Origin of the sequence: Nocardiopsis coralli (genome assembly GCF_014892575.1) — a bacterium.
GTDB lineage: Bacteria > Actinomycetota > Actinomycetes > Streptosporangiales > Streptosporangiaceae > Nocardiopsis > Nocardiopsis coralli.
In genome coordinates this window covers 24,573-50,860 of sequence record NZ_JADBGI010000012.1, presented here as the reverse complement: position 1 = coordinate 50,860, position 26,288 = coordinate 24,573, and the positions used below count along the sequence as shown (strand labels likewise).

22 protein-coding genes are annotated in these 26,288 nt (G+C 72.8%); 11 read left to right on the top strand and 11 right to left on the bottom strand.

Annotated elements, in window-relative coordinates:
* The first annotated feature begins 1 nt into the window (after position 1).
* On the top strand, positions 2-1,762 hold the full coding sequence (locus IDM40_RS28215; RefSeq protein WP_328807027.1) for a CPBP family glutamic-type intramembrane protease: 1,761 nt from the start codon (positions 2-4) through the stop codon (positions 1,760-1,762).
* 35 nt (positions 1,763-1,797) lie between these two features.
* On the opposite strand, the gene IDM40_RS14920 is transcribed toward IDM40_RS28215, so the two are convergent.
* The 3 genes from IDM40_RS14920 to IDM40_RS14910 form a co-directional block, all read right to left on the bottom strand.
* A complete protein-coding gene (locus IDM40_RS14920) occupies positions 1,798-2,433 on the bottom strand; it encodes a histidine phosphatase family protein (RefSeq protein ID WP_193122614.1) in 636 nt (211 codons plus the stop codon).
* 403 nt (positions 2,434-2,836) lie between these two features.
* Entirely contained in the window at positions 2,837-3,748 is a 912-nt protein-coding gene (locus IDM40_RS14915) for an aminoglycoside phosphotransferase family protein (RefSeq protein ID WP_193122613.1), read from the bottom strand.
* Between the two features lie 240 nt (positions 3,749-3,988).
* On the bottom strand, positions 3,989-4,666 hold the full coding sequence (locus tag IDM40_RS14910; protein ID WP_193122612.1) for a sirohydrochlorin chelatase: 678 nt from the start codon (positions 4,664-4,666) through the stop codon (positions 3,989-3,991).
* Positions 4,667-5,513: 847 nt separating this feature from the next.
* Between IDM40_RS14910 and IDM40_RS14905 the strand changes: the two genes are divergently transcribed.
* The 3 genes from IDM40_RS14905 (at position 5,514) to IDM40_RS14895 (ending at position 8,162) form a co-directional block, all read left to right on the top strand.
* Entirely contained in the window at positions 5,514-6,326 is an 813-nt protein-coding gene (locus IDM40_RS14905; RefSeq protein WP_193122611.1) for a nucleotidyltransferase domain-containing protein, read from the top strand.
* A gap of 56 nt (positions 6,327-6,382) precedes the next feature.
* On the top strand, positions 6,383-6,940 hold the full coding sequence (def, locus tag IDM40_RS14900) for a peptide deformylase (protein ID WP_193122610.1): 558 nt from the start codon (positions 6,383-6,385) through the stop codon (positions 6,938-6,940).
* Between the two features lie 235 nt (positions 6,941-7,175).
* Positions 7,176-8,162 carry a coiled-coil domain-containing protein gene (locus IDM40_RS14895; RefSeq protein ID WP_193122609.1) on the top strand — a complete coding sequence of 329 codons (987 nt, stop codon included), beginning with the start codon at positions 7,176-7,178 and terminating at the stop codon, positions 8,160-8,162.
* 88 nt (positions 8,163-8,250) lie between these two features.
* On the opposite strand, the gene IDM40_RS14890 is transcribed toward IDM40_RS14895, so the two are convergent.
* The 4 genes from IDM40_RS14890 to IDM40_RS14875 all read right to left on the bottom strand — a co-directional run bounded on the left by IDM40_RS14890 (position 8,251) and on the right by IDM40_RS14875 (position 14,514).
* Entirely contained in the window at positions 8,251-9,540 is a 1,290-nt protein-coding gene (locus IDM40_RS14890; RefSeq protein ID WP_193122608.1) for an MFS transporter, read from the bottom strand.
* Between the two features lie 901 nt (positions 9,541-10,441).
* Positions 10,442-11,239 (bottom strand): alpha/beta hydrolase, encoded by a 798-nt coding sequence (locus IDM40_RS14885; protein WP_193122607.1) that lies wholly within the window; start codon positions 11,237-11,239, stop codon positions 10,442-10,444.
* A 76-nt stretch (positions 11,240-11,315) separates the two neighbouring features.
* Positions 11,316-11,993, bottom strand: a complete 678-nt coding sequence (locus IDM40_RS14880) for a response regulator (protein ID WP_193122606.1) — start codon at positions 11,991-11,993, stop codon at positions 11,316-11,318.
* Positions 11,974-14,514 (bottom strand): ATP-binding protein, encoded by a 2,541-nt coding sequence (locus tag IDM40_RS14875; protein ID WP_193122605.1) that lies wholly within the window; start codon positions 14,512-14,514, stop codon positions 11,974-11,976. The genes IDM40_RS14880 and IDM40_RS14875 overlap by 20 nt, the downstream gene beginning before the upstream one ends.
* 297 nt (positions 14,515-14,811) lie before the next feature.
* Here IDM40_RS14875 and IDM40_RS14870 point away from each other — a divergent pair, with 297 nt between their 5' ends.
* The 3 genes from IDM40_RS14870 (at position 14,812) to IDM40_RS14860 (ending at position 18,291) form a co-directional block, all read left to right on the top strand.
* The gene (locus IDM40_RS14870; RefSeq protein WP_235997609.1) at positions 14,812-15,777 is read left to right on the top strand and encodes a hypothetical protein; all 966 of its coding nucleotides are present in this window, start codon (positions 14,812-14,814) and stop codon (positions 15,775-15,777) included.
* Between the two features lie 754 nt (positions 15,778-16,531).
* A complete protein-coding gene (locus tag IDM40_RS14865; RefSeq protein WP_193122604.1) occupies positions 16,532-17,173 on the top strand; it encodes a hypothetical protein in 642 nt (213 codons plus the stop codon).
* A gap of 476 nt (positions 17,174-17,649) precedes the next feature.
* A complete protein-coding gene (locus IDM40_RS14860; RefSeq protein ID WP_193122603.1) occupies positions 17,650-18,291 on the top strand; it encodes a hypothetical protein in 642 nt (213 codons plus the stop codon).
* Positions 18,292-18,367: 76 nt separating this feature from the next.
* On the opposite strand, the gene IDM40_RS14855 is transcribed toward IDM40_RS14860, so the two are convergent.
* Positions 18,368-19,981, bottom strand: coding sequence for an FAD-binding oxidoreductase (locus IDM40_RS14855; protein ID WP_193122602.1), 1,614 nt, complete (start codon positions 19,979-19,981; stop codon positions 18,368-18,370).
* 17 nt (positions 19,982-19,998) lie between these two features.
* On the opposite strand from IDM40_RS14855, the gene IDM40_RS14850 reads away from it, so the two are divergent.
* The 4 genes from IDM40_RS14850 to IDM40_RS14835 all read left to right on the top strand — a co-directional run bounded on the left by IDM40_RS14850 (position 19,999) and on the right by IDM40_RS14835 (position 24,029).
* Positions 19,999-20,622, top strand: coding sequence for a TetR/AcrR family transcriptional regulator (locus IDM40_RS14850; RefSeq protein ID WP_193122601.1), 624 nt, complete (start codon positions 19,999-20,001; stop codon positions 20,620-20,622).
* Positions 20,619-22,190, top strand: coding sequence for a glycerol-3-phosphate dehydrogenase/oxidase (locus tag IDM40_RS14845; protein ID WP_193122600.1), 1,572 nt, complete (start codon positions 20,619-20,621; stop codon positions 22,188-22,190). Before IDM40_RS14850 ends, IDM40_RS14845 begins: the two co-directional genes overlap by 4 nt.
* 221 nt (positions 22,191-22,411) lie before the next feature.
* A complete protein-coding gene (locus IDM40_RS14840; RefSeq protein ID WP_193122599.1) occupies positions 22,412-22,975 on the top strand; it encodes an ATP-binding protein in 564 nt (187 codons plus the stop codon).
* Positions 22,976-23,138: 163 nt separating this feature from the next.
* Positions 23,139-24,029, top strand: coding sequence for a bile acid:sodium symporter family protein (locus IDM40_RS14835; protein WP_193122598.1), 891 nt, complete (start codon positions 23,139-23,141; stop codon positions 24,027-24,029).
* Between the two features lie 114 nt (positions 24,030-24,143).
* Here the strand turns inward: IDM40_RS14835 and IDM40_RS14830 are convergent, their stop codons facing one another.
* The 3 genes from IDM40_RS14830 to IDM40_RS14820 form a co-directional block, all read right to left on the bottom strand.
* A complete protein-coding gene (locus IDM40_RS14830) occupies positions 24,144-24,644 on the bottom strand; it encodes an LURP-one-related/scramblase family protein (protein WP_193122597.1) in 501 nt (166 codons plus the stop codon).
* Between the two features lie 248 nt (positions 24,645-24,892).
* The gene (locus tag IDM40_RS14825) at positions 24,893-25,543 is read right to left on the bottom strand and encodes a bifunctional 4-hydroxy-2-oxoglutarate aldolase/2-dehydro-3-deoxy-phosphogluconate aldolase (protein ID WP_193122596.1); all 651 of its coding nucleotides are present in this window, start codon (positions 25,541-25,543) and stop codon (positions 24,893-24,895) included.
* Positions 25,540-26,286 (bottom strand): IclR family transcriptional regulator, encoded by a 747-nt coding sequence (locus tag IDM40_RS14820; RefSeq protein WP_193122595.1) that lies wholly within the window; start codon positions 26,284-26,286, stop codon positions 25,540-25,542. Before IDM40_RS14820 ends, IDM40_RS14825 begins: the two co-directional genes overlap by 4 nt.
* Between the last annotated feature and the right edge of the window lie 2 nt (positions 26,287-26,288).

The following is a 26,288-nucleotide window of genomic DNA, read 5'->3' as shown; positions in this document are numbered from 1 at the left end:
CGTGCCATGGTCCGAGACACTCCCTCAAGTCAGCCTCGCCGGGACCCTCCTCACGGTCCTGCTGCTCTTCTTCGCGGCGGTCGGCGAACCCCTGCTCGGGCGACGGGCCTACGCCTGGTTGTCCCGGAGCCGCTTCGACGACGAACGATCCCTGAAGCTGCTGCACTCCGTCACCATGGGTGTGCACTTCGTTTGGGGCCTGCTCGTCCTGCTCGTGGTCGTGCTCTCGCCCGGCCTGACCGGCAACGACCTGGGGCTGCGCATGCCCCACGCCGTCGGCCCGGTCGTTGCCGCGGCGATCGGCGGACTCGTGGCCCTCGCCCTGTTCTGGGTGCTGGTCAACGGCATGCCGCGGCGTGAGAAGGTCCTGCCCGCCAAGCTCGCCGCGCGCCTGCCCGAGGGCAAGGGGAAACGGAAGGGACGGCGCGCCGCCGACCGGCCGATGACGCTGCCCGAGCCCGGCCGGCGCGTCGAGGAGCTGCTCTACCCGCGCACCCGCGCGGAGCAGGCCACAGCCGCGGGCGCTGCCGTCACGGGCGGTGTCTTCGCCGAGATCCTGTACCGCGGGCTGTTCATCACCCTGGTCGCGAGCATGGGGCTGAACCTGTTCGTGGCCGCGGTGCTGTCGATCCTGCTGTTCTCGGTGGCGCACGTGTACCAGGGGTGGTGGGGAGCCGCCCACGGTGCGCTGACCGGGACCCTGTTCACCGTGCTGTACCTGGGGACGGGGAGCCTGTGGGTGCCCATCGTGGTGCACGTCGTGCTCAACATCCGGTCCATGGTGTTCCCGCCGGCCTCGGCCGCGCCCGACGAGGACTGGTACGACGACTACGGGGAGTACCCCGAGTACGACGAGTACGGCGACTACCACTACGACGACTACGACGAGTACGGCTCCGACGGCCGCTACGGCGACACCGGGGAGATGGAGGCCGTCGACGCGGGGTCCGGCCACGAGGGCTACACGGAGCCGGCCGGGGCCGGGTCCCCCGGTGAGGGCCCGGACGGTCCGCGTGCAGGCGCGGACAGCTGGTCCGCCGGCGCCGCGGGCGTTGCCGGTGGCCCCGCCGGCGCGGAGAGCTTCGGAACGCCGACCGGGGAGCCCGGACCTGCCGGGGCCGGGAACGCCGGTGCCCCTGCCTGGGGTGCCGCGCCGCCCGAGCCCGGGGCCTGGGGCACGGGGGACCCGGGAGACCCACGTGGTCCGGGTGGCCCGAACGCCCCGAGTGGCCCAGGTGACCTGAGCGACCCGAGGGATCCGAGCGGCGCACCGGCCGACACGTGGGCCGGGTCCGGTCCGGCCCCGCAGGACCCGTACTCCCCGCAGGACCCTTACGCGCAGCAGTGGGGGAACGCCGAACCGCGAGGCCCGCAGGGACGGCCCGGACACGGTTCCGACCCCGGTCCCGGCGTGTCAGGTTCGCAGCTTCCCGGCGGGGACTGGCCCGGGGGAGCGGTCCCCGGCACCGACGCACCGTCGTGGCGCATCGACCCGACCACCGGGTCGTACGGTTCCTTCGGGGACCACACGTCGTGGGAGAGCGGCGCCGCCTGGGGCAGCGGGGAGCCCTCATGGGGCGCTGCAGGCCCCGCCGGTCCCGCAGAGCCGGGCACGCCGGACCCCAACCGCTGGGACTACCCGACCAAGGACGACCCGCAGGCGTACTGGGACATGCTCGACGAGCCCCGCGGTGACGCGCCCGAGGGCCGCGACGGCCGGGACGCTCGGAGGGATTGGGACGCCCGCGGCGGCCACCCCTGATCCTCCGGACACCGCCGTGCGGGAGTGCCCCGGACTCAGGGGCGCAGGTGGTCGGGGAAGCCGGTCCAGCGCAGCTCGCCGGGCAGATGGGACACGTTGTTGTAGACGGTCACCGAGGCCGGAGCTCCGAGCGGGTAACGGATCACGGTCAGAGACGCATGCGCCGGGGCGAGGCTCACCCACCTCCAGGGCGGGGCGTGCAGGGCGTGGGCGACGAGGAACCCCACCGTGAAGGCGTGGGTGACGACGACCTCGCGCTGGTCACGCCCTGATCCCCGGTCTCCCCGGACCGGCCCGGCGAAGCGTTCCAGGCACGCACGGGTCAGCTCCGGATCGTGGACGCCGTCGGCCTTCCGGACGAAGTCCAGGACACCCTCGGCGTACTCGGGCGGGAGCTCCGAACGCTCGGGCACGTACGGCACGAGGTCCCCGGCCTCCTCGCAGGCCTGCACACCGGCCCCCGGCACGTGCTGCGCGACGGCGTCGGCCGTGGCCCGCGCACGCGCGGAGGGTCCGCAGGTGAGGCTCTCCACGACCGTGCCGTCCGGGCCCGGGGTGGCCAGGCGTCGGCCCAGTGCGTCCGCCTGCCGGAACCCGTGTGCGGACAGCCCGCTGCCGTCCGCGTCGGGTTCGGCGTGACGGGCCAAGTACAGATATCGGGTGGCGCTCATCGGATCCCTTCCGTTCGGTGCCGATGGGATCCCGTGCGACGGGCGGGGGTTCGTCCGAGTTTCACGCGGGACAGGACCGGAGGCGCCCGGAGCGGCACGTCATGCGGTCCTGGCGCAGCGCCCCACGGAGCGCATGTGCCCGCGGACAACGTGTGCCCCGAGCACGTGTGACCCGGGGCGGCCCCGACCACCGCACTCCCGACGCCCGCATGCACGCGTGGATGGATATTCGAGCAGCGACGTGCAGTCCGGCACGAGGGGCGTTGCTGCACGTGAGTAGCGCGGACGGGGCACGCATGGGTTCGCGCACGGTACGGCAGGCCTGCCGTACCGGAGCGCCGAGCCGGGCCTCTTCGGTCCCCTTCAGGGCCTCTTCCGGGCCCCTACCGGCCCCTTCGATCCGCTACCCCTGAGCGAGGGTCATCACGGCGTCGAACTCAGGCGTCCCGTCGTGGCCGCGGTTGACCATGGCCACGGCCAGGCACGGCGCGAACGCGCGCGCCCAGTCCAGCATCCGGTCGGCGTCGACGCCCATCGCCTTGGACAGCTCCTGTGCGCGCCGCTCCGCCTGACCTGCGTCGGTGACCTGCCACAGGATCCAGTCCACCGCGTCCACGGCACCGTCGCCCGCGCACGCACGCGGGTCCAGCGCCACGAGCCCGCGCTCGCCGCCGTCGATCACGTTGCCCGGGTGCAGGTCCCCGTGCAGGGGCACCACGTCGACGTCGTCGTGGGCGAGCTCGCGCGCCCGGCAGAACCCCTGGTGCATGACCGCGGGCGACACGACGTCCGCGGCCGCTCCCTCGGTGCGTTCGCGTCCCCACAGGTCGAAGATGAACTGCACCCGCGCCATGAGCGGGCGCAGCTCGGCGAGCTCTTCGGGGTCGCCGTCCACGGCGTGCAGCTCCCGGATCAGTGTGCCGATCGTCGACATCGGCGGCAGCACGCGCCCTGCGGCGAGGGAGTCCCCCTCGATACGCTCCATCAGGATCGCGCCGCGTCCCGCGTCCAGGCCCCACACGGCGGGTACGCGCCCGGAACCGGACCACATGCGCAGCATCCCGGCCTCGGCCCGGGCCAACCCGTGGTCGGGGGAGAGCTTCAGCGCACCCTCACGCCCGTCGGCGAGGGTCGCGTAGACGACGACGGAGGTGCGCCCGCCCGGCGCCGGGCCCTGCAGGGTCAGGTCCCACTCCGCGGCCAGAGCGTCGAGGGTGGAGGGGAGTTCGGCCAGCCAGTCACCGACGTGCTGCCCGAATCGGCGTTCCAGCCGACCGCGCTGATTGTCGTCGACCAACTGCGTGACGTCACTCATAGATCCACCTCAGGTTCGCTCACGCCGCCGTGCGGGACCCGTTCTGCGGGGGCGCGGGCGCGTGAGCCCCGCGGCAGGTCGCGGAGGGGCCGCGACCGGCGTGCCCGTTCGTGGGGCGGTGCCGTTGTACGGATGCGGGGCGTTCCCGCCGGTCACGGCCATACCCACCACCGGAGCCCGGATAACGGTGTCCCCCGGGGGTTGTGGACCCGCCCCGCACCCACCCGGGGCGGGACCGGTTCAGGTGAGGCGGCCCTTGGCAGCGCGGTGCTGGGCCAGCAGTGTGTCCACGATCAGGTCGGACGGCCACAGGGGAGAGGTGATCGCGGTGACGTCCAACGAACGCAGCAGGTCGAAGTCGGGCCCGTCGACCAGGCGCCACGCGGCGACGGCGACCTTGTCGTGCCCGTCGCGGCGCAGGCGGTCCACGGCGTCGAAGACCGAGGGCGCCCAGGTGCGGAGGTAACCGACCTGCACGGGGGAACCGAGCCGCCGACTGAGCATCCGCGCGACGTCGGTGACCACGGTGCGTTCGTCGGTCCCTGTGGCGCCGTCCGCGGCCAGCACCACACCGTCCTGCCCGCTCCACCCCTCATCGCCCAGGCGTGTGGCCAGGTCGGCGACGATCGAGGGCACCGCACCCAGGGGTTCGGTCTGGCAGGAGTCACGCAGTTCCGGGAGCCCGATGCGGGACATCATCTGGGCGCTGGCGACGTCTCCGCCCGCGACGAACGCCGGGACGACGACCTTGGGGCCCCGGACCCCGCGGACGGCGGCGGCGACCTCGTCCGGGCTGCCGAAGGCGGGTGCCACTGGGGCCTCACCCCGGTCGGCGACCGCGTCGGCGAGGCCGCACAGGGCCTCCCGGCGTTGGGCGTCGCGGGAGTCGTCGGCTACGAGGACCATCGTGGGGACCATGCACGGCTCCTTGGGATCGCTGCGTTCTCTCTGCTTTCTCTGCCGCCTGCGTACCGAGCGTAAAGGGACCCGGTTTCATCCGGGTGCCCCCGTGTTACGGGGAGGAAAAAAGCGGAGAATGGCTGGTGTTGTTATCGCCTGTGGAAGGCCCGGCGAACCATAACGATCGTCGAAATGCGGGGGGAGCCCCGTGTCCGCGGTGATGGTCCACATGCCTCGGGTCTTCGGCGGGAAGGGGATGACCTGCCCCGATCCTGGGTCAATCCTACGCGGACCGTGGCGAAAGTCCACAGAATGAGTCCGGGAACTCATTACCCGCCGGTAGAACGGTAAGCAGAGTGGGGTCAGGATGTTCTCGCGGTTCCGACCTCTCCAGAGAAATGGAGGGGCCAACGAATTCCCATGCATTCGCATGGTGCGTGTGCACGTGCCGAAGGCCTCCCACCGGCACGGAGAGTGGTGCCGCCCGGGTAGCGTTCGGCGTTCGGGTGCGCGCCGAATGTGTTCCCCGTGGGACGCCGGTGGCTGCAGTTGTCCACCGCCCCCCCCGGAGCGCATCGCACATCCGAACGGCCGGTGTCAAGGGTGTGCGCTCCCCTTCTCGGCTGCAGACGCACACCACTTGACGTGGGGAGACAGGGTGTGAGTGCGGCGTGATCACTTGCCAACTCACCCGAGCACACCCAAACTTGGTGACGAACGGACACCGCGCCACCGGTGGACACACAGGCACCGTTGGCACCGTGAGCCACAAAACGCCCTGTCCGGCGCAGCGCCACGGTCGTCCCTCCTCTCCCCGCTCCGCGCCGGACCCCACGCAAGCCGAACCCTTCAGACTGGAGTGAGCATGGCCGTCCACCCTCGGGTGCAGACGTTGGCCCGGACCTTCCTCTCCCACGCCGATCAGGAGGCCCCCGGCCTCGTGCGAGGCCTGTACCTGACCGGTTCGGTCGCGCTCGGCGACTTCCGCCCCCACACCAGCGACGTCGACTTCGTGGTGGTCACCGACCGCCGCCCCGACGTCGACGAGGCCGACCGCCTGCGCCGCGCCCACGTGCGCACGCGCAGCGACGTGCCCCGCCCCCAGTTCAACGGCGTCCACGTGACCTGGAACGACCTCACCCGCGACCCCGCCGCGTGCGGCCCGGTCGCCTCGGTGGTCGGGGGACGGTTCCGTGCGCGCGCCCAGCAGGACGTCAACCCCGTCACCTGGCACGTCCTGGCCGAACGCGGGGTCACCGTGCGCGGCCCGCACCCGCTCGAACTCGACGTGTGGGACGAGCCGGAGAGCCTGCGCGCCTGGTCGCTGGGTTCGCTCGACGAGCAGTGGCGGCGCTGGCGCGAGAAGGCCGGCCGCCTGGTCACGCCGCGCGGCCTCGCCGTGCTGGGTTCCCTCGCCCCGTCCTGGAGCGTGCTGAGCGTCAGCCGCCTGCACTTCACGCTCAAGACCGGCGAGATCACCTCGAAGTCGGGCGCAGGCGCCTACGCCCTGCACGCGTTCGAGCAGAAGTGGCAGAACATCGTCAACGAGTGCCTGCGCGTGCGGCGCGACTCCCAGGCCCCGTCGCTGTACGAGAGCGCCCTGGCCCGCCGCCGGGCCGCGCTGGACTACATCGAGATGGTCCTGGACGAGTCGCTGCGCCCCAAGCTCGCGGGCTGATCCGGAACCCTCCCGCGTCCGGACCGCCCGCCGGCAGCGCCGCTTAACCTGTTCACATGAGCATGCGCCCCATCGTCCGTTTCGGCGACCCCGTCCTCACCAGCCCGACCGCCCCCGTCACCTCCTTCGACGGGCACACCGAGAAACTGGTCCGCGACCTCCTCGACACCGTCGACGCCCCGGGGCGCGCCGGTGTGGCAGCCACCCAGATCGGCGTGGGGCTGCGGGTCTTCAGCTACGACGTCGAGGGCCGCACGGGTTACGTCATCAACCCGCAGATCGCGGAGCTCTCCGACGAACTGCAGGACTGCGACGAGGGCTGCCTGTCGATCCCGCAGCTCTGGTACCACACCGAGCGCGCGCAGAGGGCGGTCGTGACCGGCGTCGACCTGCGCAACGAGCCGATCACCGTCGAGGGCACCGGCCTCATGGCGCAGTGCCTGCAGCACGAGACCGACCACCTCGACGGCATGCTCTACATCGACCGGCTGTCGAAGGAGGACCGCAAGCGGGCGCTGCGTGACATCCGCCGCTCCGACTGGTTCCTCACCGGCGGCCAGGAACCCCAGGCACAGCCCGGGAACGCCCTGCCGAGCGCGTTCGGCGGCGCCTGACGCCCTTCCGTCCGCCGTCGCCGCGGGCGGGGGCGGCGGGCGCACCCGGTCATCGGGACCCGGTATGTTCTGGACACATACCCGCGCAGTCCGCAAGCCCGGTGTTCCACGCACTGGGCATGTAACGCCAAGATCTCGTATGGTCTCCTGAGCACCTCCCGACTCCGCGCCTCACCCCTCTCCTCACCCTCCTCGGCCGCGGAGCGGATGCGTTCAGTCCATCCCCGGAGCCGACATGACATCCTCTCCTCGAAGCTTCGCCCTGCGCACCAAGCGGGGTCTCCTCACCGTCACCGCCGTCAGTGCCGCCTTCCTGGTCGGGCCGGTCTCCGGCGTCGCGCACGCCGACCCCGACGACGTCGACATCGACGAGCTGACAGAGCGCGCCGACGAGTTGGAGGAGTCCTACAACGGCGAACTCCTGCAGTTCAACGAGATCAAGGACCGCGTCGAGGCCGCCGAGGCCGACCTCGAAGAGGTCGAGGAACGCCTCGAGGCCTCCCGCGGCTCCGTCTCGGAGATCGCCCACGCCCGGTACACCGACGGCGGTGTCGACCCGGCACTGCAGGTGATCTTCTCCAGCGACCCCGACCAGATGTCCTCCGACGCCGCCAACGCCAGCTACCTGGGTGAGTCACAGGCCGAGCAGATCGCCGAGCTCGTCGAGACCCGCGACGAGGCCGAAGAGGTCGCCGAGAAGCTCAACGACGAACTCGAGGACGCCGCCGAACTCGTCGACGACCTCGAGGACCAGAAGGACGACGTCGAGGAGCGCATCGCCGAACTGCGGGCCGAGGAAGAGGCCCGCGAGGAGGCCGAGAGCCCCGGCAACGGCGACGGCACCGTTCCGGAGTCGGCGCGCGGGCCCGGCTTCGACCAGGTGACCCCGACGATGGCGGCGATCCGCGACGACATCATCGGCGAGTTCGAGCAGCCCTACCCGACCGGGTGCTACCGGCCCAGCTCCGACGACCACGGCGAGGGGCGCGCCTGCGACTTCATGATGAGCGCCAACGGTCAGATGCCCTCGGAGGAGAACCGGCAGCTGGGCGACGCGATCGCCCAGTACGCGATCGACAACGCCGACCGGCTGGGCATCGACTACATCATCTGGGAGCAGCAGATCTGGCACACCGGCAGCCGTTCGTGGCGCGGCATGGAGGACCGGGGCGACCTGACGCAGAACCACTTCGACCACGTGCACGTGTCGTCGCTGACCTGATCCGGGTTCGAGCCGGACCGTGTCTTGCGGTCCCCGTGTCCCTCGGAGGGGCACGGGGACCGTTGCACGTGAGGTGGTCCGGGGGCGGTCAGCGGTGCACGGCGCTCTCGGGGCGGCGCACCCCGGTCCGCAGGGTCAGGGGCACCAGCGCCAGCAGCGCGACGGCGGTGACGGCGAACGCGGGCCCGTAACCGAGCAGCTGGATGAGCAGGCCCAGACCCATGGCGCCCGCCCCGGTCCCGGCGTCGTAGCCGATGTTCCACACCGCGCTGGCCCGGCCCTGACCGGAGGCGCCGGCGCGGTCGAGCATGATCGTCACGGTGTCGTTCTGCACCGACCCGAAGCCGAGCCCGAACAGAGCGGACCCGCCCAGGATCAGCGCGACCGTGGACACCCCTGGCTGTCCGGTTCCGGCGTCGGTCCACATGGCGGCGGTGACCAGACCCATGCCGAGCGAGCCGGAGACCATCGCGGGCATGAGCAGCACGGTGCGTCCGTGCCGGTCGTACAGGGCCCCGGCGGTCCAGCGGCCGATGACCACGGACAGTGCGTACAGGGCCAGCGCCGCGCCCACCAGCCAGGCGGCGCGCTCGAAGGGGATCGCCAGGAAGGTCACGATGGTGCTCGCGCCGATCGCGACGATCAACATCATGAGCAGGGGAGAGGCCAGCGCCATCCAGAGGGCGAGGCCGCGCGGGTCGCCGGCGTTCGAGGCGGGGGTCCCGGTCGTGGGGGCCGAGCGCAGGGCCGGGCGGTTGCGCCCGCCGTCGGCGAACCAGATGCCCGACGCCAGGACCGCCGCGACCACACCCGTCGCCCCGGTCGCCCAGAAGACGGGGCCGAACCCGACCGCGAGCGCCACGGCCACACCCCCGGGCAGGATCACCACCTGGGGCAGGCCGACCGCGAGCCCGTAGAGGCCGGTCGCGCGTCCGACCTGAGCGCGCGGGACGAGGCGGGCGGCCAGCGCGGTGCCGGCGACCGTCACCATGCCGAACCCGATGCCGCGCACTGCCGAGACCGCGATGAGCGGACCCAGGTCGGTGGTGGCGGCGAACAGGGGTGTGGGCAGGCCCAGGATCAGCGATCCGACGGGGAACGCCCAGCGGTAGGCGCCGCGGTCCAGGAGCCAGGGCATGCCGAGCTGGGTCAGGACCGTGGTGAGCATGAAGACCGCGGTGGTGGTGCCCGCCCCGAACTCGCCGACCCCGCCCCGGGTGGCCCACAGCGGCACCAGCGGAAGGACGGCGGCGAACCCGCACAGTCCGATGGCCGTGGCGGCGATGAGCAGGGCGAACCCCCGCCCGCGCAGACCGGGGAGGTCGCTCTCGGACGCGGGCGTGCTGGGTCCGGGCGAAGAAGGTCGAGGTCGGGTCATCCCCCCTTTGTAGCCGAGCCCCACAGGCCTGTCCACGCGAGGGTCCCGGGCACACACGACGTGGGATCCGCGCGCTCGGGCCGTCCTCGGGCCGAGGCCCGGCACTGCGGGGCCACCCGCTCACGGCGGGTGTTCGTCAACGCATCCGTACACCAGGTATCGCCGGACCGGAGCGGCATTCGGCCCGGAGGTCTGGGGCCAGGTCGCCAGGGCGATCCCTGTGCCGGGCTCGACTCGGGCGTCGGGCCCGTGCGGGGGCCACCTGCCTCTCGGGCGGGGGTGCGTCGGAGCATTCGCGTGCGGGATGCTGCCCCGTCGGGGCGGCCCGAGGGGTCAGGTGTCTGGGTCGTCCTTGCGCAGGTGCCTGGTCGCTTGGCGTGCCGGCCCGTCGGTCTCCGTCTTCGGTGGACGTTCGTCCTCGGATTCGTGCGCCCGGCTTCGCCGGACCGGAGCGGCGTTCGGGCCGGGGGTTCCGGAGGCTTGCCAGGTGGGATCCGCGCCCGGGCCCGTCAGGGCCGGCCCCGGTCCGGTGCGTGGGGTCACCCGCCTTCGGCGGGTGTTTGCGCCTGGCACCCGGTCACTCGCCGCGTCGGCCTGTCGGTCTCCGCCTTCGGTGGACGTTCGTCCTCGGGTCCGTGTGCAAGGGGTGGCCGGGCTGCGCCCGGCGGGGGCGGCTTTCGGGCCGAGCGATGCCCGTTCCGGGCTCGGTCCGGTGCCCGCCTAGGCGGGAGCCGTCCTCGGGTCCGTGAGCCCGGTTCTGCCGGGCGCTGCACTTCCGGTAGAAGTTCGGGCCGGGACGATGCCCAGGCGTCGGTTCGGTGCGCGGGGTCACCCGCCTCGGGCGGGGGTGCGTCGGAGTATTCGCGTGCGGGGTGCTGCCCCGCCGGGGCGGCTCGACGGGTCAGGCGTCGGGCTCGTCCTTGCGCAGGCGCTCGGTGAGCCAGTCCCGCAGGCGCCCGGCCAGGTCGGGCGTCACCGCGCGCTCGGCGTGGCCCATGCCCGGCTCGATCCACAGGTCCTTGGGCTCGCGCGCCGCACCGTGGATCGCGGTGGCGTGTGTGGTGGGGAAGAATCCGTCGGAGTCGCCGTGCACCACCAGCAGTGGCGCGGGTGCGACCTCCCCGGCGATCTCGCGGGGCTCCGCCGGCCGCACGCTCCACTTGCGGTCGACCACGCGCACCTTGCGGAACGTCCGCAGGAAGAACCGCCCCGCGCGCCGTCCGATCCCCACGTGCAGCAGGCGCATCTGGCGGGTGCCCCGGTAGTACCACCGGCTCGGGCCGCTGACCGCCACGACCGCGTCCGCCCCGCCGAAGATCGCCGCGTGCCGGATCGCGACCGCCGCGCCCATCGAGAACCCGACCGTGGCCACGCGTGTGTACCCCAGCTCGCGGAGCTGCTCCAGCACCGCCTCCAGGTCGTGGATCTCCGCGTTCCCGACGGTGCTGCGCCCCTCCGAACCGTGGTGGCCGCGGAAGTCGAAGGTCATCACGTCGCCGGCCGAGTACAGGGCCTCGGCGATCGCTCGCGTGTGCGGGCTGCGCCGGGTACCGGTGAAACCGTTGGCGATCACCACCGCCGTCGTGCGGGGCTCGGCGCCGCGCAGGAGGGCGGCGTCGATGCCGACCCCGTCGGAGGTGGTCAGCCAGTGACGGTGTTCACGGGCCCGGCTGAGCGGGTGGTCAAGCGCATCGGACACGCTCTCCATCCTGCCCCACGTGCCCGACCGCTCCGGGGCCCGACCCCCGGGGAACCCGGTATCCGCGCTTGCCCGGTCAGCCGTCGGTCTCGAGCCGGTACCCGCGCCCCGCCTCGGTGATGAGGAACCGCGGGTGCGCCGGGTCGGGCTCCAACTTCCGCCGCAACTGCGCCATGTACACCCGCAGGTAGTTGGTCTCGCTCTGGTACGCCGGGCCCCACACCTCCTGCAGCAGCCGCCGCTGACTCACCAGATGACCCGGGTGCTGGGCCAGGAGCTCGAGGATGTGCCACTCGGTCGGTGTGACACGAACCTCCTCGCCGTCGCGCAGCACCCGCTTGGCGCTCAGGTCCACCGTGAACGCCGCCGTGGCCACCTCCGGCGCGGCCTCCTCCGACGCCGACCGCCGCTCAGCCGCCCGCATGCGCGCGAGCAGCTCGTCCATCCCGAACGGTTTCGTGACGTAGTCGTCCGCGCCCGAGTCCAGGCAGCGCACCTTCTCACCGGCCGAGTGGCGCGCCGAGAGCACGATGATCGGGACCTGGGTCCACCCGCGCAGCCGGCGGATCACCTCCAGCCCCTCCATGTCCGGCAGCCCCAGGTCCAACAGCACCAGGTCCGGACGGTTCTCGGTCGCCAGACGCAGCGCACCCGCCCCTCCCTCGGCCGTGTCGACCTCGTGGCCGCGTGCCCGCAGGTTGATCCGCATCGCCCGGATGATCTGCACGTCGTCGTCAACGACCAGGACCCGCACCGTTACCCCCTTCGTCGTCCTCCCCGTCCACCGCACGCAGGGTGAACACCATGGTCAGCCCGCCGCCCGGGGTGTCCTCCGGGGTCAGACCGCCCTGCATGGTCTCGACGAACCCGCGCGCGACCGCCAACCCCAGCCCGACGCCCGTGCCCTGCGGGGCGTCCCCGAGGCGTTGGAAGGCCTCGAACATACGCTGTTTCCCCTCGTCGGACACACCGGGACCGCGGTCGACCACACGCAGCTGCACCTCGTCCCCGTGCGCGCTGGCGTTGACCAGCACCGGGATCGACGGATCCGGGTTGTGCCGCACCGCGTTGCCCACCACGTTGGCCACCGCACGTTCCAGCAGCCCCGCGTCGGCGTTCACCCGCGGCAGGTCGTCGGGCACGTCCACGCGCACCGCTCGCCGCGACAGCCCCAGGAGCGCGGCGGGCACGACCTCCTCCAGCCCCACCGCCCTCAGATTCGGACGCACGCTGTCGGTCTGCACCCGGCTCATGTCCAGAAGGTTGTCGATGAGCTGGTTGAGCCGGTCGGTGGACTCCTCCGCGGTCTCCAACAGGTCGTCGCGGTCCTGCGGCGCGAGCTCGATGTCGGTGGCGCGCAGACTCGACAGGCTCGCCTTGATGGAGGTCAGCGGGGTGCGCAGGTCGTGCGAGACCGCGGCCAGCAACGCCGTGCGGATCCGGTTCCCGGCCGCTTGCCCGCGCGCCTCGGCCGCGTCCCACTCCAACCGCTGGTGCTCCAGGGCGATGGCGATGTGCGCGGCGAAGGCCCACAGCACACCCCGGTCCGCGGCCGGAAGCATCCGCCCCTTGAGCGCCAGGCTCAGTTTGTCGTTGAAGGTGACCAGGACGTCGGCGTCCTCCTCGGACTCGCACACCGGGGCCCCGACACTGTTGACCACACGCCAACCGCCCTCGTCCACACGCTCCAGCAGCGCCGCCGAACGCTGACCGAACGTCTCGGTGATGCGCCGCAAGAGCGCCGGCAGGGGTTCGTTACCGGCCAGCACACTCCCGGCCAGCAGGGAGACCGCGTCGGCCTCAGCACGCCCCCGCGCCGCCTGGGCCGACCGGCGCGCCGCGATCTCCACCACGATCGCCACCAACGTGCCCACCAGGGTGAACGCCGCCAACGCCAACAGGTTGTCGACCGACACCGACGGACGCCCGTGCAGGGGCGACAGCAGCACGGTCAACAGCACCGCGCTCCACACCGCCGACGCCAGAGCCGGGCGCAGGCCCCCGATCGCTGCGGTGGCCACGGTGATGAACAACAGCAGCAACGCGTCGGAGGCCGGACCGATGTCGTCGAAGGCCGGCAGGGTGAGGCCCAGCGCCACCAGCGTCGGAGCGACCAGGGCCAGGGCCCATCCCGTCACCCGGCGGTGCTCGCCCAGACCGCGTCCGGGCGGGGGCAGGGGCCAGCGCCCGCTGCCGACCTCCTCGTGGGTGACGATGTGCACGTCGATGTCGCCGGAATCGCGCGCCACCATCGCGCCCACACCGGGGCCCAGTACGTACTGCCAGGTCGGACGGCGTGAGGAACCCAGGACGATCTGCGTGGCGTGCACCCCGCGCGCGAACTCGAGCAGCGCGTTCGGAACGTCGCCCCCGACCACCTGGTGGTAGGTCCCGCCGAGCTCGGCGAGCAGGCGCCGCTGCCGCAGCAGGTCGTCGGTGGGCGGCCCCGCCAGCGCGTTGGGCGGAACCACGTGCACAGCGAGCAGGTGACTGGGGTGGGGCCCGCCGCCCCGCGACCGCGCCGCCACCCGGGCCGCGCGCCGGATCAGCGTCTCGCCCTCCGGCCCGCCGGTCAGCGCCACCACGACCCGTTCCCGGGCCTCCCACGTCACGCTGATCTCGTGCTCGCCGCGGTACCGGGCCAGGCCCTCCTCGACCCGGTCGGCGGTCCACAGCAGCGCCAGCTCGCGCAGCGCCCCGAGGTTGCCCTCCCGGTAGTAGTCGGACAGGGCCGCGTTGAGGCGTTCGGGCGGGTGCAGGTCGCCCTGGGCGATGCGCCGCCGCAGCTCCTGCGGGGAGGCGTCGACCAGCTCGACCTCGGTGGCGCCGCGCACCACCTGGTCGGGAACGGTCTGGGTCGGGCACGAGCCGGTGATCTCCTCGACGACGTCGTTGAGGGACTCCAGGTGCTCGATGCCGACGGTGGTGATCACGTCGATCCCGGCGGCGCGGATGTCCTCGACGTCCTGCCACCGGGTGGGGTTGCGCGAACCGGGAGGGTTGACGCGGTGCAGCTCGTCCACGACGACCAGGTCCGGGACGCGCGCGATCACCGCGATCACGTCCATGGATCCGGACTCGTGCAGCGGCATCGTGCGCAGGCCCTCCAGGAGCGCGCCGGTGTGCCGCCGCCCGTGTGTGACCGCGGCGCCGACCAGCACCTCGGCGCCGTGCGCGGCCCTGCGGTGCGCCTCGGCCAGCGCGCTGTAGGTGGTGCCGACGCCGGGTGCGTATCCCAGGTAGATGCGGAGTTTTCCTCGTGCCACGGCATCCATTGTCGGGGCGATGCGGAGCGTGCGGTACGCGCTCCGATACGATCCGCTGCGGCCCCCTTCGCGGGGCAGGCCGTCCGGTCCGGTGCGCGGGACCCCCTCCTGCGTGCGCAGGTGCGCGGGTACGGCCCGGTGTCCGGATCCCCGTGCCGCCCCGGTGACAACCATCGGCCGGTCCCGGCCATCCCATCTGTTGCGGCCGATCCGCGGGATCCGCCGTGAGAAGCTCTCGGCGCCGGCCAGGCCGGCACCGTGCCGCCCCCATTCGCCTCCAAGACACGTAACGGGAGTACCCCACCCATGTCGGCTCCGCCCCCTCAGGGCCCCTACGGTCCGAACCAGGGCCCCTACGGCCCCCAGCAGCCCGGCCCCTACCCCGGCCAGCCCCAGGGCGGGCCGCCGCAGCCGCCTCCCGGGTACGGGCAGCAGCCGCCCGGTTACGGCGGCCCCGGGTTCGGCCAGCAGCCCCCGCAGGGCCCGCCTCCCCCCGGTGGCCCGGGTGGTCCGGGTGGGCCGGGCAACCCCTACGGCGGTGCCCCGCAGGGTCCGCCCCCGCCCGGTTACGGACAGCAGCCGCCCGGCGGTTCGGGCAGCCGTAAGGGTCTGATCATCGGCGGTGCGATCGCCGGTGCCGTGATCCTCATCGGCGGGCTCGTTGCCCTCGCGGTGTCCTCCGGGTCGGGGGAGTACGGCACCCTCGCCGAGGACCAGTGCCACACGATCCTCCCCGAGAGCACGTTCGATCGTGTCAGCGACGGCGAGAGCGTCTACGTCGACGGCGAGTACGAGGAGTACTCCGGGACCGACGACTCCCACCTCCTGGAGTGCGAGGTCTCCTTCGGCTCGTCCGACAACCCCGAGCACGCCGTGCATGTCATGGCGGAGATCCACGAGGTGGACTCGAGCGGTCACCGGGAGATGACCGACGACCTCACCGAGGGCCTCGAGGAGTTGGAGGACAACCTGGAACCGGGCGAACTCGGCCGGCCCTCCGGTGACACGGACCTCGGCTCGGCCGCCTCCGGTGACATGATCTGGCAGCACACGTCGCAGGGCGAGGAGGGTGCGGTCCTGGCCATGCCGAGCGACGGCGAGTACGCGCCCGACATCGCCGGCGCGTACGTGCGGGACCAGAACGCGTCCTTCGCGGTGACGGCGATCTTCCCGCAGAGCTCCGACTTCGAGCCCGAGGACGGGATGTCGGACGCCGAGAGCCTGGCCGGCGACGTGATCAGCGCGATCAGGTCGGTCAACGAGGCGCCGTAGGGCGCGGCCCGTAGCCAGGTCACGGGGTCGGCGCGTTCGGGTGTGCCCGGGGCGGCCGAACGACCGGCCCGGGGTGGAGCCCGGCCCGGAGCCGGCCCGGCGTGACCGGTCCGGGTGTGCAGCCCCACACCGTCGTCGGCCACCGCTTGCGAACGGGGCCGCCGGAACGGTGGTCCCACGTGGTGACGGGCCCCGGCGGGTCTGGAGGCGGTGCCCCCGTCGAAAACGGGGGTCCCCGCCGGCGCCGGGCCGGCGGGAGCAGGGATCGGCCTCCTCCGGGGTCGGTGTCCGCAGGCGAACGAACACATGGATTCTTGTGAGGAGGTGCGGCCGTCCCGGCGGGTGGTCGGCCGCGACAACGATGACCGGACATCCCCCTTCCGACGGTTCCTTCCCCGGCAACCCCGGTGACCAGCCCTTTCCCGGGACACCAGGCCGTCCGGGCCACCCCGGAGGCGCCGGCAACCCCGGCGGTTCCTACCCGCCGCCCGGTCCCGGTGGCTACCCGCCGCCAGGCCCCGGAGGTCCCGGTGGTCCCGGCCCGGGGTGGCAACAGCCCGGACCCCCGCACCAGGGCCACGCGGGGATGCCCGGCGGGCCCCACGGTGGTCCCGCGGGGGGTCACCCCGGCCCGTACCCCGGTGCACCCGGCGGTCCCCACGGTGGTCCGCCCGGCGGCCCGCCCGGGTTCCCGCCGCCTCCGGGCCCGGGTGGACCGCGCCCGCCGCGCCGTGCCGGGACCCGCGCGCTGGTCGTGGCGTCCTCGATCGCGGCGGTGGTCCTGCTGATCGCCGGGATCATCGTGGCCGTGAACGTCTCCGGCAGCCGGTCCTACGCCGAACTGCCCACCTGCCGGCAGCTCCTCGGGGACCTGGCCGACGACATCCCGGGCATGGACCGTCCGACCGTGGACGGGCACCGTGTCGACGAGGACGACGCGTACGGCCACTACGACGGTGAAGCCCGGAGCGGTGTCGAGTGCAACGTCGAGGACCCCGACCGCGATGACGTCCCGTACGTCGTCCACGTGAACGCGTTCCTCTACGACCACGAGGACGAGCGCGGCCTGTCCGACCTCCACCACGAGATGGCGGACGAGTTCGAGTCCTACGAGGACGGGTCCGTGGAGGACGAGTACGACGACTACCGGATGCTGGAGTGGGAGGAGACCACGATCGGGGACGGCGGGATCCTCGCTGTGCAGGAGTACGTGGGCGGTTCCGGTTCCGACGAGAACCACCGGACCGCGTACGGCCTGTTCCTGACCGGCAACGCGTCCGTCTCCTACTCCTACGAGCTCGAGGAGCGCGAGGACGAGGAGGAGGCGATGGACTTCGTGCGCTCCTTCGGCGGGGACCTGGAACGGCAGCTCCGCTCCGAGGCCGAGTCCGTCTGACGCACCCTGCGGCCCCGCGGGCCCGCTGCCTGAACGACCCCTGTGTACGACCTGTACGACCCTCGTGAATGCCCCTGTGAGGAGGTGCGGCCGCTCGGGAGCGGGTGGCCGCGACAACGATGACCGGACATCCCCCTGACGGCGGTTCCTTCCCCGGGAACCCCGGCGACCAGCCCTTCCCCGGAACACCCGGGAGCCCCGGGACGCCCGGCCCGGGTGCCCCTGCGCCGGGTGCTCCGGGCCCGGCCCAGCCCCCGCAGCACCCGCATCAGGGCCCGGTGTGGACGGACCCGCCGAACCAGGGCCGTGCGGGGATGCCCGGCGGGCCCCACGGCGGCCCGGCCGGCGGTCACCCCGGTCACCCCGGAGTACCCGGCGGCCCGCACGGCCCCCACGGAGGCCCGCCCGGGTTCCCGCCGCCTCCGGGCCCGGGTGGGCCGCGCCCGCCGCGCCGTCCCGGAACACGTGCGCTGATCGTGGCGTCCTCGATCGCGGCCACCATCCTGCTGATCGCCGGCATCATCGTCGCGGTCAACGTCTCCGGCGGCCGTGCCTACGCCGACCTGCCCACGTGCCGGCAGCTGATCGGGGACCTCGCCGACGAGATCCCCGGCGCCGACCGTCCGGACGTCGACGGTGATTTTGAGACCGAGGGGGTGGACGACGATTACATCGCGGAGCTCGAAGGTGTCCTGAACTGCGAGATCACCGAATCTGGGGACAGCGGTCGGCGCGACAGCTCACTCCTGATGTCGGTGTCGCTCCTCCTCCACGACCACGAGGACGAGCGCGGGATGCGGAACCTCCAGCACGACCTGGACGACGCGATCGAGGACTTCGAGGACCCCCGCCGGGACGACGAGGGGAGCTTCGACCTCCTGGACTGGGAAGCGACCGGTGCAGGTGACGGCGGCTACATCAGCCTCCAGCAGTTCTCCTCCACGTACTCCGATGACGGGAGCACCCTGGGCATGGGGAATTTCCTCAGCCAGAACGTCTGGGGCGCCTACTCCTACGAGCTCGAGGACCGGGACGACGAGGAGGAGATCCTGGAGTTCCTCGCCTCCTTCGGCGAGGGCCTCGCACGCCAACTCCGGTCCGAGGCCGAATTCGTCTGACCCCCGAGCCCCGGGAACACCGAAGGGGCGCCGCGGCCCACCCACGGTCCGCGGCGCCCCTTCCGTCGTCAGCCCCCTACGAACGCTCCGGAACGAGCTTGCCCGGGTTGAGCACGCCCTCCGGGTCCAGCGACGCCTTCACCGAACGCAGGATCTCCGCACCCAGCGGCCCGATCTCCGACACCATCCACGGCCGGTGGTCCGCCCCGACCGCGTGGTGGTGGGAGATGGTGCCCCCGGCGTCGGCGATCGCGTCCGAGGCCGCCCGCTTGGCCCGGTCCCAGCGCGCGAGCGGGTCGGCGCTCGCGGCGGTGGCGACCGTGAAGTACAGCGACGCCCCGGTCGGGTAGGTGTGCGAGACGTGGCACATGACGACCGCGCCGCCCTCCTCACCGACGAGTGCGCCCTTGAGCGCCTCGCTCACCGCCTCGTACAGCGGCAGCAGCCCGGTCCAGGTGGTCGCGGTCTCCAGGGTCTCGGCGAGGATGCCCGCGCCGAGCAGGGTGTCGCGCAGGTAGGGCGAGGAGAAGCGGTTCTCCCGCCAGTGCGCGACGGGTTCCGGGCCCAGCCGGGTCCCGCCCGCCGCGGTCATGAGCTCGCGCACGAGGGCGGCGCGGGCCTCGACCTCCGCCGCGGTGCCCTCGAACCCGAGGACCGCCTGACATCCCGGGGCGGCCTCGCGCCCGCCCATCGCCGCGCCGACGAAGGTCTCGGACTCGTCCAGCACGCGGGCCATGGTCGGGCGGGTGTCGGACTGGGCGAGCACACGCAGAGCCTCGGTCCCGGTCGCGAAGTCGGGGAAGGTCCACGCTTCGTCGAGCACCGTTTCGGGCACCGGGCGCACGCGCAGCCCGACCTCGGTGATGACGCCCAGGGTGCCTTCCGAGCCGAGCAGGAGGCGCTTGAGGTCGGGGCCCGCGGCGGAGGCGGGTGCGCCGCCCAGTTCCAGGGTTCCGCGCGGGGTCGCCACACGCAGGGAGACGACCATGTCCTCGAACCGCCCGTACCCGGCGGAGGCCTGGCCGGCCGAGCGGGTGGCGGCGAACCCGCCGATGGTGGCGTACTCGAAGCTCTGGGGCAGGTGGCCGAGGGTGCAGCCGTGCTCGCCCAGGAGCTCCTCGGCGTGGGGAGCGCGCACGCCCGCGCCCAGGACCGCGGTCAGGGACGTGCGGTCGAAGGAGACGAGGGCGTCCAGGCGCCGCAGGTCGAGGGCGACGACCGTGTCGAAGGGACCGCGGAGGGGATCGACGCCGCCGACGACGCTCGTGCCGCCGCCGAAGGGCACGACCGCGACGCCTTCCGCGGAACACAGTTCCAGCAGGCGTTGCACCTGGTCGTGGTCGGCGGGACGGATCACCGCGTCCGGGGCGGGGTCGGCCTGCCCGGAACGGCGCCGCAGCAGGTCGGGTGTGCTCTTGCCCCCGGACCGGCGCAGGCGCACGGTGTCGTCGGTGACCACGTGCTCGGGGCCGGCGACGCCGGCGAGGGCCTGGCGCAGGTGATCGGTCAGGCGTGAGGGCGGGAGGTCGACGTCGGCCTCGTCCACCGGCGGCATCTCGTGCACGTCGGCGTCCAGGACCTGGGCGATGAGGTCGCGGAGTCCGGGGTCGAGGGTCTTGGCGCGCTCGGGGTCACCCCAGGCGAACCAGCTCATCTCGGGGGCGGAGGGTGTGGTCTCGTCGTGGGCCATGCCCTACAGTTTTACACATGGCGTCAAAACGTAATGTAGAGGACGGCATCCTCGACGCGGCCCGGACCTGCGTGGAGGCCTTCGGGGTGCGCCGCACGACCCTCACCGACGTGGCCCGCCGCGCCGGGGTCAGCCGCCCCACCGTCTACCGGCGGTGGCCCGACGTGACCGCGCTCGTGGCCGACCTGCTCACCCGGGAACTGCGCACGCTCCTGCTGGAGGAAGAGGAACGCGCCGCCGACGACCGTCCGGAGGAACGGGCCCGCACTCGGCTCGTGCGCCACGCCGGCGGGGTCGCCCGCGCCCTGGCCACCCACCCGCTGTTCACCCGGGTGGTCGACAGCGAACCGGAACTGCTGGCGACCTACACCTTCCACCGCCTCGGGACCAGCCACCGGGCGGCGCTCGAGGTCATCGTGCCCGCCGTCGCCGAAGGGCAGGACGACGGTTCCGTGCGGGGCGGGGACCCGGCCGTGCTGGCCCGGATGGTGCTGGTGACGGTGCAGAACACGGTGACCGCGCGGCGCCTCTTCGAGGACCTCCTGGACGAGGACGCGCTCGTCGACGAACTCATGACCCTGCTGGACGGTTACCTCGCGCCGGCCGAAGGCGAGCACGGCCCCGGAAGGACCACCGCATGAACACGACCGTCCCCGCCTCCTCCCTCAACGCCGCACGCCGGGCCGAGGACCTCGCACACCTGGAATCCGACCCCGAGATCGACGTGCTCGTCGTGGGCGGCGGCGTCACCGGGACCGGGGCCGCGCTCGACGCCGCCGCGCGCGGGCTCACCACCGTGCTCGTCGAACGCGACGACCTCGCGTTCGGGACCAGCCGCTGGAGCTCCAAGCTCGTGCACGGAGGGCTGCGCTACCTCGCCAAGGGTCAGATCGGCATCGCCTACGAGAGCGCGCGCGAACGCGACGTGCTCATGCGGGTGACCGCTCCCCACCTCGTGCGTCCGTTGCCGATGGTGATGCCCGTGCACCGGCACACCGGCCTGGGGCGGGCGCTCCTCTCCCGAGGCGGCATGGGCCTGGGCGACCTGCTGCGCCGCGCGGCCGGGACACCCGGCGACGTGCTCCCGCGCCCGCGGACCCTCGACGCCCGCCAGACCCTGCGCCTGTTGCCGACCGTGGACCCGCGCGGGCTGGTCGGCGGCGTGCTCTCCTTCGACGGGCAGCTCGTGGACGACGCGCGCCTCGTCGTGACACTGGCGCGCACCGCGGCGCGGGAGGGGGCGCGGGTCATCACCCGGTGTTCCGCGGAGAACGTCACCCGCGACGGGGTGACCCTGCGTGACGGGGTCACCGGACGGCTGATCCCGGTCCGCCCGCGTGCGGTCGTCAACGCCACGGGTGTGCACGCCGACGCCCTCGACCCCGGGGTGCGGCTCAGCCCCAGCCGCGGTACCCACCTGGTGCTGGACGGGGCGTCGCTCGGCCGGCCGCGCGCCGCACTCACCGCGCCGGTCCCCGGGAGCCTGTCGCGCTTCGTCTTCGCGCTCCCGCAGCCGGACGGGCGGGTACTGGCCGGGCTCACCGACGAACCGGTCGAGGGCCCCGTGCCGCGGGTGCCGCACGCGCCGGAGGAGGACGTGGACACGCTGTTGTCCCAGTTCAACCGGGTTCTGAGTACGCATCTCACGCGTGACGACGTGCTTGGGACCTTCGCCGGACTGCGGCCGTTGCTGCACGGGGAGGGGGAGAGCTCGGACCTGTCGCGCGAGCACTCGGTCGCCGTGGGGCCCAACGGGGCCGTCACCGTCGTCGGCGGCAAGTTGACCACCTACCGGGCCATGGCGGAGGAGGCCGTGGACGCCGCCGTCGCCGCGCACCGGTTGCCCGCGGGGCCGTGCCGGACCCGGGAGCTGCCGTTGGTGGGTGCCGCCCCCGTGGAGGAGCTCGCCGCCCTGGCGGCGGGGGAGGGCACGGCCGGATGCGACGTCCTGGACGGGGCCGCCGGTCCGTTCGTGGCCCGCTACGGGGCCGAGGCCCCCGCGGTGGCGGCCGAGGCCGCGGAGGACCCCTCGCTCCTGAAACCGGTCGTGCGCGGTGTCACCGGGGCCGAGCTGCGCTTCGGGGTGCGCCACGAGGGGGCGATGGACGTCGGGGACCTGCTGGACCGTCGCTGCCGCGTGGGGTGGATCCCCGCGGAGCGTGCCGAGGCCGAGGCCGCCGCCGCTGCCGCCCTGGAGGCCCACGGGTGATCCGAACGGGGCCTTGCGAAGCTCGGGTTCCCGGGGGGAACGGGGAACGCGCCACATGCGCATCCCCTGTCCCACGGGCAGATCTTGGCGTATGGTCGTAGCCGACCCGCGCCGCCCTCCCCCGCGGCCGGTTACTCCCGCAGCCGCCCCCGCGGGGACGTGCCCCGGGCGCCGTCCCCGAGGCTCTGGTCACACGAGTCGCCCCGCCTAAGGAGTCGTCCATGCCCACGCTCGTCCCAGTGCCCACCCTCACGCAGGCCGAGGACACCGTCCTGTCGCGGGTACCCGACGAGTACCGGCACTACTTCAACGGCCGCACGCCGGTACCGTTCACCAAACGCCACTGGGAGTTCGCCGGAGCCTCCTCCAGTGTTCCCCTGGCCCGCGCCTTCCTCGACACCTGCGCCGCCGGCCGGGACTCCGAGTTCCGCTACGTCTTCTCCCTCCTGGGCACCGAGCTCGCCACCAACGCCATCCGCCACAGCCGCTCAGGGGAGGAGGGGCAGACCTTCGTGCTGCGTGTGACCCGCAGCGGCAACGGTCTGACCCTGGTCTGCCGCGACAACGGCTGTCCGGTGCGCGCCGAGGACGGCGAGGCCGAGGAGGGCGTCCCCCTGAGCCCCGCCCCGCTCGAGGGTGAACACCTGACCACCGAGCACGGCCGCGGGCTCGCCCTCGTCGACAGCTTCGCCACCACGTGGGGCGACAACGGCCATCCCAGCATCCGCAAGGTCTGGTTCCACCTGGCGTTCGACCTCACCGGGAGCGGCTGGCCCGCTGCCTGAGCGCCCGGGCCGCCTGCAGCAGGTCTTGTCTCTCCCGGGCCGGCGTGCGAACATACCGACCAGTACGTCGAAGTGACCCAGGTCACGGGGTGGCGCGAGCCCTGGCCGGTCCCCTCCAGCGCCTGCCGAGGCCGAACGGCGGCCCGATCCCTCGAGGACCACCGTGGACTCCACCATCGCCACGATCGCCCTGCCCGTGGCGCTCGGCATCATCATGCTCGGCCTGGGACTGAGCCTGACCGTCGCCGACTTCACCCGCCTGCTGCGCCTGCCCGGAACCGTCGCCCTGATCCTGGGCTGCCAGATCGTCCTTCTCCCGCTGTTCTGCTTCGGGATGGTGCTGCTCTTCGAACCGGCGCCCGAACTGGCCGTGGGCATGATGCTCCTGGCCGCCTCGCCCGGCGGGACCACCGCGAGCCTGTACAGCTACCTCTTCCGCGGCAACGTCGCGCTCAACATCTCCCTCACCGCGCTCAACTCGCTGACGGCGATGATCACCCTCCCGATCATCACCAACCTCGCCATCGGCTACTTCATGGGCGACGGCACCACCCTGGGCCTGCAGTTCGACAAGGTCCTGCAGGTCTTCGCGGTCATCCTCGTCCCCGTCGCCGTCGGCATGACCGTGCGCGCCCGCGCCGAGGCCTTCGCGCGGCGCATGGAACAGCCGGTGAAGATCGCGTCCGTGCTCGTGCTCCTCGGCGTCATCATCGCCGCGATCCTGCAGGAGCTCGACAACATCGGCGACTACATCGTCGCGGTCGGTGCCATGGTGCTGATCTTCAACGTGGTCAGCCTGGCCCTGGGGTACTGGGTCCCGCGGATCATCGGGACCGGCCGCCCCGAGGCCATCGCGTCCTGCATGGAGATCGGCCTGCACAACACCACGCTGTCCCTGGCCATCGCCCTGAGCCCGGCGCTGCTCGGCAACACCCAGATCGCCGTGCCCTCGGCCGTCTACGGGGTGCTCATGTTCTTCACCGCCGCCGTCGCGGGCGTCCTGGTCAGCCGCCGGGCCGCGCGCGACGAGGTCCGGGCCGCGCAACCCGACTGACACGAGAACTCCGGACACACGAACGCCCCCGGCACACAGGCCGGGGGCGTGGTTCCGAGAGCCCGGGGGCCGGGTCAGGGCCGGGGGACGGGGGACCGGAAGAAGGTGGGCGGCTCAGTCGCCGTCATCACCGGTGAGGGCGTCCACGGCCACCGCCACGCTGATCACCAGCGCCGGGTCGCCGCCGATGTCGCGCCGGTGCGTGTTCACGTCCACCGCGTAGGTGTCGCGCATGCGGAACCACTTGCGCGACACGTGCGCCACGGTCCCCTCGCGGTCGCTGATGACGTACTCCTTGCCCAGGAAGTCGCCGGTGACCTCCCAGTCGTGGCCGTCACCGATCTCCACGTTGAGCTTGTCGCGCACGGGGTTGAACAGCCGCGTGCGCACGGTGGCGACCTTGTCGCCGTCGCGCTCGACCGTCATCTGGTCGCGGACCTTGAACAGCTTCTTGCGGATCCGGGTGAGCACCTCCCCCTCGGGGGTCCGGAGCTCGAAGGTGGTGCGGACCCTCAGGGCCTTGCCGTCGACCCAGAAGACCCTGCGGTCGTTCTCGTCGGTCACCCAGAAGTCGTCGCCGATGTCGAAGACGCGTTCGCGTACGAGGAACTTCATGCCCTGACCCTAGGGCCTGATTGGCGAACACCGATACCTGCTGCGCGTCGCCCCAGCGGCACTCTCGCTTTGTTCTCATCAGTCGACAGGACCCCGCCCGGGCCCCCGCTGGGCGAAACTGCCGAGCTTGCGAGGCATGCACAGTAGGGGCACTCCTTCTTCGGCCTTGCGAGAGCACCACTGGATACGCCGCTCGCGACGGAAGGCGTCCGCCAAGCAGGCCCTGGATGACCCCGAACGTGCCTCGATCACCCGTCGGCCGATGCCCCGACGAGGGACTCCAGCGCGCCTCCGACGGTGGCCGACTGACCGACCCCCAACCCGAGCGCGCCGGCCCGCAGGAACTCCGCGGCGTTGTCCGGCCGCACACCCCCGGTGGCCACCACCCGCACCTCCGGGAACGGCCCGGCCAGCGCCGAGATCCACGGGGCACCGAGCGACGACGCGGGGAACGCCTTGACCGTGCGCACCCCCAGCCGCACCGCCTGGCCCACCTCGGTCGGGGTGGCCACGCCCGGCAGGAACGGCACGCCCGCGCGCCCGGCCGCGTGCACGGTGTCGGGGTCCAGGCCGGGGGCGACCCCGAACCCCGCGCCGGCCGCGACCGCCGCCGCCAACCGCTCGGGGGTGGTCACGGTCCCGGCCCCGACCGTGTGCTCGCCGCCGGCGGCCCGCACGACCGCCTCCAGGGCGCGCAGCCCGTTCTCGCTCTCCACGGTCACCTCGACGAGGCCGACCCCGGAGGCCCACGCCGTGCGCGCCGTGGCCACGGCGTCCTCGGGGGAGACCCCGCGCAGGATCAGCATGACGGGCGGGCCGGAGAAGCCGGACGCGAAGAAGTCCGCCCAGCCCTCCGTTCCCTGCGGGGCCGTGGTGTCGGTCGTGGGTGGGACGTTCATGTTCGGCTCCAACCGAGTTCTTCGCTGATGGCTTCCGCCGTGGAGGTGAGTTCGCCGACCAGCCCGAGCAGGCCCTGGCGGTCCAGGGTGACCTCGGGGGCCGACACGGAGACGGCCGCGTCGACCTTGCCGGTGACGCCCTTGATGGGTGCCGCGACGCAGTGGATGAACTCCTCGTGCTCGAAGTCGTCCAGCGCCCACCCCTGCTCGGCGATCCGGGCGAGGTCCGCGGCCAGGTCGTCGGGGTCGGTCCGGGTGTTGGGGGCGTAACCCCGGTACGGGGGAGTGCCGAGCAGGGTCTCGCGCTCCTGCGGGTCCAGGTGCGCCAGGATCGCCTTGCCCACCCCGGTCGCGTGCAGCGGGGCCCGGGCGCCGACGTAGGAGTACATCCGGATGCTCTGGCGGGACTCGACCTTGTCGAGGTAGACGATGCTGTCACCGTCGAGCGCGGCCAGGTGCACGGTGTGGCCGGTCGCCGAACCCAGGGCCCGCACGTGCTCGTACGCCGCGGTGCGCAGGTCGAAGCCCTCCAGCGCCTCGTGGGACAGCGCGGCCATGAGGGGACCGATCCGGTAGCGGCCGTCCTCCGTGCGGCGGACGAAACGCTCCTCCTCGAGCGTGCGCAGCAGTCGCAGCGACGTGGTGCGGTGCACGTCGAGGCGCCGTCCGAGCTCGCTGATGGTCAGGGGGCCGGAGGACAGCTCCACGAGGATGTGCAGGGCACGCTGGACGCTGCTCGACAACG

What these genes read in the sequence shown, in the direction of transcription:
- def (WP_193122610.1), top strand. Translation starts at nt 6,383, where the DNA reads ATGAGCATGCGCCCCATCGTCCGTTTCGGCGACCCCGTCCTCACCAGC.
- IDM40_RS14915 (WP_193122613.1), bottom strand. Translation starts at nt 3,748, where the DNA reads ATGAGTGACGTCACGCAGTTGGTCGACGACAATCAGCGCGGTCGGCTG.
- IDM40_RS14830 (WP_193122597.1), bottom strand. Translation starts at nt 24,644, where the DNA reads ATGAAGTTCCTCGTACGCGAACGCGTCTTCGACATCGGCGACGACTTC.
- IDM40_RS14845 (WP_193122600.1), top strand. Translation starts at nt 20,619, where the DNA reads ATGAACACGACCGTCCCCGCCTCCTCCCTCAACGCCGCACGCCGGGCC.
- IDM40_RS14825 (WP_193122596.1), bottom strand. Translation starts at nt 25,543, where the DNA reads ATGAACGTCCCACCCACGACCGACACCACGGCCCCGCAGGGAACGGAG.
- IDM40_RS14855 (WP_193122602.1), bottom strand. Translation starts at nt 19,981, where the DNA reads ATGGCCCACGACGAGACCACACCCTCCGCCCCCGAGATGAGCTGGTTC.
- IDM40_RS14870 (WP_235997609.1), top strand. Translation starts at nt 14,812, where the DNA reads ATGTCGGCTCCGCCCCCTCAGGGCCCCTACGGTCCGAACCAGGGCCCC.
- IDM40_RS14850 (WP_193122601.1), top strand. Translation starts at nt 19,999, where the DNA reads ATGGCGTCAAAACGTAATGTAGAGGACGGCATCCTCGACGCGGCCCGG.
- IDM40_RS14895 (WP_193122609.1), top strand. Translation starts at nt 7,176, where the DNA reads ATGACATCCTCTCCTCGAAGCTTCGCCCTGCGCACCAAGCGGGGTCTC.
- IDM40_RS14920 (WP_193122614.1), bottom strand. Translation starts at nt 2,433, where the DNA reads ATGAGCGCCACCCGATATCTGTACTTGGCCCGTCACGCCGAACCCGAC.
- IDM40_RS14905 (WP_193122611.1), top strand. Translation starts at nt 5,514, where the DNA reads ATGGCCGTCCACCCTCGGGTGCAGACGTTGGCCCGGACCTTCCTCTCC.
- IDM40_RS14910 (WP_193122612.1), bottom strand. Translation starts at nt 4,666, where the DNA reads ATGGTCCCCACGATGGTCCTCGTAGCCGACGACTCCCGCGACGCCCAA.
- IDM40_RS14875 (WP_193122605.1), bottom strand. Translation starts at nt 14,514, where the DNA reads ATGGATGCCGTGGCACGAGGAAAACTCCGCATCTACCTGGGATACGCA.
- IDM40_RS14890 (WP_193122608.1), bottom strand. Translation starts at nt 9,540, where the DNA reads ATGACCCGACCTCGACCTTCTTCGCCCGGACCCAGCACGCCCGCGTCC.
- IDM40_RS14840 (WP_193122599.1), top strand. Translation starts at nt 22,412, where the DNA reads ATGCCCACGCTCGTCCCAGTGCCCACCCTCACGCAGGCCGAGGACACC.